8 protein-coding genes, 1 tRNA gene and 1 other RNA gene are annotated in these 8,069 nt (G+C 39.0%); all 10 read right to left on the reverse strand.

Features of this window, described 5'->3' with window-relative positions; all coding sequences use genetic code 11:
- Positions 1 to 49: 49 nt before the first annotated feature.
- On the reverse strand, positions 50 to 379 hold the full coding sequence (locus LKD20_RS08425; protein WP_105089399.1) for a thioredoxin family protein: 330 nt from the start codon (positions 377 to 379) through the stop codon (positions 50 to 52).
- A gap of 57 nt (positions 380 to 436) precedes the next feature.
- Positions 437 to 787: RNase P RNA component class A (rnpB, locus tag LKD20_RS08430), an RNA gene on the reverse strand.
- A 50-nt stretch (positions 788 to 837) separates the two neighbouring features.
- Positions 838 to 1,941, reverse strand: a complete 1,104-nt coding sequence (locus LKD20_RS08435) for a Nif3-like dinuclear metal center hexameric protein (protein ID WP_227721468.1) — start codon at positions 1,939 to 1,941, stop codon at positions 838 to 840.
- 15 nt (positions 1,942 to 1,956) lie between these two features.
- Positions 1,957 to 2,688, reverse strand: a complete 732-nt coding sequence (locus LKD20_RS08440; protein WP_227721469.1) for a tRNA (adenine(22)-N(1))-methyltransferase — start codon at positions 2,686 to 2,688, stop codon at positions 1,957 to 1,959.
- 173 nt (positions 2,689 to 2,861) lie between these two features.
- Positions 2,862 to 2,936 (reverse strand) — tRNA-Ile (locus tag LKD20_RS08445).
- Positions 2,937 to 2,998: 62 nt separating this feature from the next.
- Complete coding sequence (gene folE, locus LKD20_RS08450) at positions 2,999 to 3,562, reverse strand: GTP cyclohydrolase I FolE (RefSeq protein WP_105089402.1); 564 nt, start codon at positions 3,560 to 3,562, stop codon at positions 2,999 to 3,001.
- An 89-nt stretch (positions 3,563 to 3,651) separates the two neighbouring features.
- Positions 3,652 to 4,395 (reverse strand): 4Fe-4S cluster-binding domain-containing protein, encoded by a 744-nt coding sequence (locus tag LKD20_RS08455; RefSeq protein ID WP_227721470.1) that lies wholly within the window; start codon positions 4,393 to 4,395, stop codon positions 3,652 to 3,654.
- A complete protein-coding gene (gene queD, locus LKD20_RS08460; protein WP_227721471.1) occupies positions 4,382 to 4,720 on the reverse strand; it encodes a 6-carboxytetrahydropterin synthase QueD in 339 nt (112 codons plus the stop codon). Before queD ends, LKD20_RS08455 begins: the two co-directional genes overlap by 14 nt.
- A gap of 182 nt (positions 4,721 to 4,902) precedes the next feature.
- Entirely contained in the window at positions 4,903 to 6,066 is a 1,164-nt protein-coding gene (rpoD, locus tag LKD20_RS08465) for an RNA polymerase sigma factor RpoD (protein ID WP_227721472.1), read from the reverse strand.
- A 23-nt stretch (positions 6,067 to 6,089) separates the two neighbouring features.
- Positions 6,090 to 7,862, reverse strand: coding sequence for a DNA primase (dnaG, locus tag LKD20_RS08470; protein ID WP_105089405.1), 1,773 nt, complete (start codon positions 7,860 to 7,862; stop codon positions 6,090 to 6,092).
- Positions 7,863 to 8,069: the final 207 nt, after the last annotated feature.

Consider the following 8,069-nt stretch of genomic DNA (forward strand, 5'->3'; position numbering starts at 1 on the left):
ACAGCCTTGTATTATATATTTTTTGTAAAATTCATTAGTTATCAATAAATTAGATAACTTCCTTGATTAGGGACTCAAGCACATCAGCTTTCTTGTAACCCACAAGGGAATCAAGCATTTTGCCATCACGGAAGAATACCATAGATGGAATACCATCAATATCTTCTTTCAACAAAATACCACGAAGATTTTTATCTTCTGCATCAACACTAAAGAACTCTACTTGTCCTTTTAAACGTTCAGCTACTGCTTCTACTTCTGGACGCATAACAGTGCAAGGTTCGCACCAGGCAGCCCAGAAATCAACAATAGCTAAACCTTTAGAGCCAAGTACTTTTTCATCAAATTCTTGTACACTAGTAATCGCTGTAATTGCCATGAAGTTCTCCTAACAAAGATCTACAATCTTATATACTATAAATTATATCTTAAATATGGAAGCAAGCAATCAATAAGCCGAGTTCTGTTCCGCTTACGCGGTGACGATTATCTTTCTAGGCGTACAGTCGCCTGCACGCTCGAGCGACACAACCCGGAAGGTAGGCGGGACCACCCTTAACCCTTCCCTATTCGGTCTTGCTCCGGATGGGGTTTACCGAGCCAGCCTGTTACCAGACTGCTGGTGAGCTCTTACCTCACCTTTCCACCCTTACCACTGACGTGGCGGTTTCCTTTTCTATGGCACTTTCCCTAAGGTTACCCTCGCCAGACGTTATCTGGCATCCTGCCCTATGGAGCTCGGACTTTCCTCGAGCCCTATGGACTCGCAACCGTCTTTCATACTTGCTTCAATTCAGTTTATCATAGCTAACCTATTTGTTGCAAGAAAATGCAATATTATAAGAAAAAGAAATCATTCTGTTCTGTAAAAGCTTTCACAGGAACAGGTACATTTTGACTAAGTAAATAGTCACATAAGCCTCTCGCAACAATAGATTCTGTGCCAAAATGTCCCGCATCAACTACGAGCAATCCCACCTCTTTAGCCAATTGGGCATCATGATATTTCACATCGCCTGTAATATATGCATCCACATGTAGACGAGCTGCATCCTTAATAAATTCTGCGCCAGCACCAGAGCAGAGTGCTATAGATTGTATTTCTTGAGGAGCTACCCCAGCAAAACGAATATTAGCGTCTGGCAATGCTTCCTGAACCCATTCACGGAATGTATCTAAATTGAGTGCATTTGGCAATCGACCAATACGGCCTAAATATTGAATTGAACCTTTTGGCTCAGCCAAGGATACTACTTCATAAGCTACCTCTTCATAAGGATGGGACTCTTTCATTGCCTCTACAACTTGGCTTAAATGTGTACCATCAACGACAGCATTCACTTGCACCTCAGTTGCCACCGTTAAAGCACCGGCTTCACCGATAACAGGATTAGAATCTGCGTTACCAATGAAGCGACCTTCACCATGAATACTAAAGCTACAATGCTCATAATTACCAATTTTACCTGCACCAGCAGCACCCATAGCATGACGAACCGCATCAGCTGCATTTTCAGGTACAAATGTAGTTAATTTATATAGCGCATCTTCACCGGTTTTGATAAAGCCCTTAACATCTATAAGACCTAATCGTTCTGCCAACATATCGTTTAAGCCACCAGGTGCAATATCAAGATTCGTATGGGCACTGTATACGGCAATCTTATGTTGAATCAATTTATGAATCATGCGACCTTGAGTCGTATCACAAGATAATTGTTTTAATCCTTTAAAAATTAACGGGTGATGACTAATGATTAAATTACAGTCATGTTCAATGGCATACGAAATGGTTTCCTCTGTTACATCTAATGTAGTTAATACACCTGTAACCATAGCATTTTGGTCCCCTACCATAAGGCCTACATTGTCCCAAGATTCGGCATAGGATCGAGGTGCCAATTGTTCCATTAAGGTTATAACTTGTTGAACAGTTGTCATAAAACTCACTTCTTTCTATCTACATTCTAAAAGACTGCGAAGAAATTCGACTTCGCGCTCTAAATCCCGATACTTATCAGTATGGCTCAATTTCTCTGTCATACCATCTAAGGCACATTGTCGTTGATATATTAAATATTCAATATATTTCGTCCAAAGAGGTGGACGTTCTTGTTCAAGAAGAGCCCCTACTGACCACAGCAAAGAATCCTCTGGTAATGATTGATACACATCTACGTATTCAGCCATGCCCGTATACGCTTCTACCTGATCATTACGAACAGCCAAAAATGCGGTATATAATTTTCCTGCATCTTCTACGATAATTTCAAGAACAATAATATAGCCTTTTTGCACCATATACTGACGCAATTCTTTTTGCCCATTCTGCGGTTGTAATACGTAAAACTCCAACGGCTCCGGCCCTGCATCTACAATATCGCGCATGAGGTATCCCCCCATACCACAGCAAATGGCGCCATTTAATTCGCCCTTCTCCGTAACCTTTAGTCCATCCCCTAATCGACAATCAATTTTAGAGCTTAAACCACAAGACTGAACATATTCCTTTGCAGACTCTAAAGGGCCTTTATGTACATCACCGGCTATAACAAAGTCAGCACGATTACGGTTGATAAGTTCTACTGCTAAATATCCATGATCAGTACCAATATCAGCTATTGCACGAGCCTTTGGCACAATCGAAAAAACCGCCTCTAAGCGATCCATCATAGGTCTAGGTTCCATAATTCCTCTATTTGCTATTTATCTCTTAGTAAACTCATAAATCAGACGATGGATACTGTAGAGTATCATCTACTAATCCATCTTAGTAATGACTATTGTATCTAAGAAATAAATGGAATACATATAAAAATAACCGCCCTTGAAAACTCAAGGACGGTAGATATCAACATAATTGGTGGGCCCACCTGGGATCGAACCAGGGACCGACCGGTTATGAGCCGGTTGCTCTACCCCTGAGCTATAGGCCCACAGTTAGTTTCTAGCTTATTAATTATACCGAATAGCCTAACTATTAGTCAAGATATCTAGTCTATGACTGTTTCATCAACATAAACCGGTGAATCATATTATCTTCGTTAAATACACCCTTTGTAGCTAATGTAGTAGTCTGGCTATCTGTAGATTTAATCCCTCTTGCACTCATACAACTATGAGAAGATGTAATATGAACAATAACATCCTCTGACCCTGTAGCCAGTGAAATAACTTCACCGATATCTTCTCCAATTTTCTCTTGTAATTGCAATCGTTTGCAACACATTTCAGCAATGCGAGGTATTTTAGATAAGCCAATAACGCGACCTTTAGGGATATAGCCAATGCTAATACTCATATCATACATAAGTGCCATATGGTGCTCACAATGAGAGAAACATGTAATATCCTTTACGACTACCATTTGATTTGTATCTACTTCAAAGGTCTTACCATACATTTCGGCAATCTCAGCATTTGTATACTGAATCCCTTCGTATACCTCTGCCATCATTTGAGCTACGCGCTTAGGCGTTTCTACTAAGCCTTCACGATTAGGATCTTCCCCCAAGGCTTCTAGCAATTGATATACAAGTGATTCTATTTTTTCTGTATCCATATATTCCCCTTTATATCACGGTGTCATCATATCATAATGTATCATACTGCATAAAAAACACTCGATACTCTACCTACACCCTAACTATACTATACACCTTTCGCATCAGGATCCCATACGAATTTATGAATTTGTAATTGGAATCGTACATTTTGTAGATTATGCTCTTTCATATAATCAATAATGGTAGCTGCTTCTATTTTTCCCCACACTGGTGATACATAAATTTGAGCCTTTGTAGGATATTGATTAATCATACGACGCATACAGTCTAAATCCTCTACGGAACCGACTACAAATTTAATTAAATCCTGTTCCCTAGAAACTTTAAATATATCTAAATTCATAGATTCCTCAGCTAAAGAGGATGGTGTTTTATAATCGTAGGTAAACCACACATTTTCTCGGTGAAAGCTCGGTATAATCGTACCATTTGTTTCAATATTGAAATCGTAGGAACTTTCACTATCTAATACGTCTTGAGCGTCTTCAGATACGTTATTTCCCGTAGTCGATTGTTTATCAACACACAGTTTATCCTCTAATTTAGCAGATTTACGACGATTTAATTCATCGATTAGCTCCACCACAGCAGCTTCTTGTAATAGTGGCTCACCACCCGTAATGGTGATTCGATGATTTCCTAAACCTTCAATAGCATCAGCCACCTCTCGGACGGTCATGTCTGTGAAAGTACTATCAATACCATAACTATAGGTAGTATCACAATATGAACAACGTATATTGCAATCATGAAGGCGTAAGAATGTGGTTAATAGCCCTTGTCGACTTCCTTCACCATCAATAGAAGCGAAGATTTCAATCACGTTCATAAATAGCTGTGTTCCCTTCAGACTCTTGAACCTCTACCTTGAAACATTTAGGGCCCAACTCATCGGCAATCCATTTTGCCATGTTTTCAGCAGTAGGATTGATATCGCCTAATACATCATTGATATGGCGATGATCTAAGCGGCCATGTATTTTTTCCTTAATAATGGTAAAGTCAATAACCATGCCATTTTGGTCTAACTCTTCAGAACGAGCATGAACCGTAATAATCCAATTATGCCCATGAAGATTTTGACATTTGCTTGGATAATCTAATTTCAATTGGTGAGATGCACTCACCTCTAATCGTTTTGTAACTGTAAACATTATATCTCCTAAATATTATACGAACTTTAATATATTATATGCGCTTTAATATTTGCTATGTATTACATTAAAAGGCTTTAACGTACTTTTATCACTTACGTTTACTATCTTTAATTATATCACAAAAGGGTTGCAACACAGCACAATAGCACTGTATTACAACCCTTAAGAGATTCAACATCTTATAAGAAGTCTTTAATTTTATCGCGTTTACCACGATTGCGCAATTTAGTAAGCGCCTTACCTTCGATTTGACGGATACGTTCACGAGTTACATTGAAATGTTGACCTACTTCTTCCAATGTACGCGGTTTACCATCTTTCAAACCAAAGCGCAAGATCAATACTTGTTGCTCACGGTCAGTTAAGCATGTAAATACATCTTCAATTTGTTCTTGCAATAAGATGTAGCTAGCTGCATCATCTGGAGCAATAGCATCTTGGTCTTCAATGAAGTCTCCCAAGTGAGAGTCTTCCTCTTCACCAATTGGAGTTTCCAATGATACTGGTTCTTGTGCGATTTTTTGAATTTCACGCACACGCTCTACCGTAATACCCATACCTTCTGCAATTTCCTCTGGTAATGGTTCACGACCTTTATCTTGCAACAATTGTCGGGAAATACGAATCAATTTATTGATTGTTTCTACCATATGTACTGGAATACGAATTGTACGAGCTTGGTCCGCAATAGCGCGAGTAATCGCTTGACGAATCCACCATGTAGCATATGTGGAGAATTTATAACCCTTTGTATAATCGAACTTATCTACAGCTTTAATAAGGCCCAAGTTACCTTCTTGAATCAAGTCCAAGAACAACATCCCACGACCTACATAGCGTTTTGCAATACTTACAACGAGGCGCAAGTTCGCATCTACCAATTTTTTCTTAGCCTTTTTGGCAAGTTGAATATCTTTATATGTAGCATCTTCTGCTGCGCCAGCTTCAATTTGCTTAGCTAAAACAATTTCCTCATCAGCGGAAAGCAATGGGACACGACCGATCTCCTTGAGGTACATACGTACAGGATCGTCAATGTTAACGCCAGAGTCTACACTTAAATCGATGGAGATATTCTTTTCGCTAGAAGTATCTTCTTCATCCTCTTCTTCTGGCTCTATTGGACTAGCATCAGCGTCCTCACCGTCGATATCAGCTACTACTTCAATGTTTAATTTACCAAATGTAGTATAAATATCATCTAATTGTTCTGCAGTAAGATCAGTCTGCTCATGAAGAGCATCTGAAATCTCTGATTGTGTCAACACACCGGTTTTTCGGCCTTTTTCAAGAAGTTGTTCAACAATCTCCTCTATTTGACTTTTTTGTACTTTCTTAGCCACAGCGCTCTCCTTTTTACCTTATATTACTTAGACCATTCTCTAATTAAGTTCTGTATTTCCTGACACTTATGTAATTCGCTAATAAACGTCGAATCTCCTGCCCGTTTTAGTTGATCCGCCATAATTGAATGCGCTTTATACTGTTCACGCAATGAATGGAGCCTTATCTTGCGGATTAATCCAGGCACTTGCACCTTATATTCATCGTCACTCATAACAACCAATCTAGAGTAAATATCATACTCCGATGGGGATAAAACAGACTGAATGGTAGTATCATCTAGACGACCTTCTCGTTTAAATAAGGTGAATATCTTTTCTATTATACCGCGATATTCAATTTTTTCAAAGTCCTCTAATGGCAAATAGCTCATCATATGTTGTAACACTTCACCATCTGTAAAGGCTAAGGACAGTAATTTTTCTGCATCACCTTTAGGTAAATCCTGTGTTGGCAAAGGTGCAGATGCAGTATCAACTAATTCTATTTGTCCTTTTTTTACATAGTCTCTGAAATATCTAAAGATACTACTATTATCAAGCCACAGCGGTAATGCCAATGTTTTTAATGCATCATCCCGTTGTGTTTGACTATCTATATTAGCAATATACGGGAATACATCAGCCAATACAGCTTGCTTCCCTTCCGTATCATTTGTATCGTGTTTAATTAGGGACTCACTCAATAAATAATCAAGAGGCTTAACCGCTTTAGCCACTAAATCTTTAAATGCTTGTCCCCCATGATTACGTACATAATCATCTGGATCTTTACCATCTGGCATAGCGAGGACACGCACCTTGAAGTCCGTATTTTGTAGTAATTCTATGGCTCTAGCCGCTGCTTGACGGCCCGCCCCATCCATATCATAGGCCAGTACAATTTCATCAGCCTGCCTCATCAAGATATGCCCATGGTCTCGTGTATAAGCCGTCCCCAAGGATGCTACTACATTAGTAACACCATGATTATGGGCAGATATAACATCCATGTACCCTTCCACAAGGATAGCCTGTCGTTCTTGACGAATGGATTTATAAGCCTTATCAAAGGCAAATAATAGTTTCCCCTTTTCAAAAATGGCTGATTCTGGTGAGTTCAAATATTTTGGCGTACTGTCATCCATGACACGTCCACCAAAGGCAACTACACGACCTTTACCATCCATGATAGGGAACATAATACGGTTTCTAAAGAAATCGTAAAACTGCCCCTTTTGATTCTTACGAACTAGATTTAACTCCAAGAGAATTGAATCATCGATGCCGCGTTCGTGAAACGCACGATACAACTTATCCCAACCATCTGGTGCAAAGCCTAATTTAAATTTCTCAATCGTCTCTTTTGTAAGGCCTCGTTTCTTTAAGTAATCAAGGCCAACCTTACCAATCGATGTTTGAGTAAGGCAATTATGGAAAAATGTAGCCGCTAGTTCTGACGCTTCATATAGTTTTTTCCGTCGTTCATCTCGAGCTCGTTGTTCTGGTGAAAGCTTTGCCTCTGGCAATGGAATATTAGCGCGATTAGCAAGGCGCTCTAAGACCTCAACAAAGCTTAAATGCTCAAGTTCCATAAGGAATTTAATGACATTCCCCGATGCATGACAGCCAAAACAATAATAAAAGCCCTTTTCAGGGGCAACACTAAAGGACGGCGTCTTTTCATTATGAAATGGACAACAACCCCAATAGTTCTTGCCCCGTTTCTTTAAGGCTACATGCTCAGATATTACAGATACAATATCATTTGCATCTTTAATTTGTTCAATCAATTCATTTTCAAAATATCGGCTCATAGCCAACGCCTCCTTCCCTTATATATATTAATTCGATATACAAATAAAAAATCCTCTATTTGTAAAGTAATTTAATCAATTATCAAATCGACCTATTTAGTAACTAATACGAATTATAGGAATCACCATCTGGGTTATAGGACAAAACGTGTTGGTACTTTAATCCCAATCATTGAAAGATAATTTGTCATAGTTATGCAAATCACC

Origin of the sequence: Veillonella fallax, from assembly GCF_020687175.1 — a bacterium.
Lineage (GTDB): Bacteria > Bacillota > Negativicutes > Veillonellales > Veillonellaceae > Veillonella > Veillonella fallax.